Here is a 476-nt window from a genome sequence, read left to right on the forward strand (position 1 = left end):
CCCGCCCCTTGCCCACACAGGCTCACCGACTCAGGCGAGGTGCTTGCTGAAGAACTCGACCAGCTTGGCGACGGCAGGAGTCACGTGCTCGTCGCGGTCGTACAGGTCGACGTGGGTGGCGCCGTCGACAAGGAACAGCTCGGCGTTGCCGGGGCTGTCGGCGACGGCCTTGTCGGAGAACCCACGGGTGACAGCCTCGGTGCCGGCGATCATGAGCAGCGGGCGAGGCGCGATCTTGGCGACGTCTGCGAAGGAGTCGAACTGGTCGAGGAGGTCCGCGCTGCGCACGACCATGTCTCCGGTGGAGCGCGGGTGCATGCCGCGGGGCGTCTTGTAGTAGTCGACGAACTCGGCCGTCGGGGCGGGGGTGTCGGCGTCGGCCGTCTCTGGAAGCACGGCGAACGTCGTCGCGGGCTCGCCGGCGGCCTCAGCGCTGCGGAGGTTTCCGGAGCTCGCCACCATCTGCTGCCAGCCTT

1 protein-coding gene is annotated in these 476 nt (G+C 69.3%); it reads right to left on the bottom strand.

Annotated elements, in window-relative coordinates; genetic code table 11:
* Nucleotides 1–30: 30 nt before the first annotated feature.
* The coding region (locus tag AC0VY3_RS36325) for an alpha/beta hydrolase (protein ID WP_475551815.1) at nt 31–476 on the bottom strand (446 nt) is incomplete at its 5' end.

This window comes from Streptomyces sp. iso_384 (genome assembly GCF_056172905.1).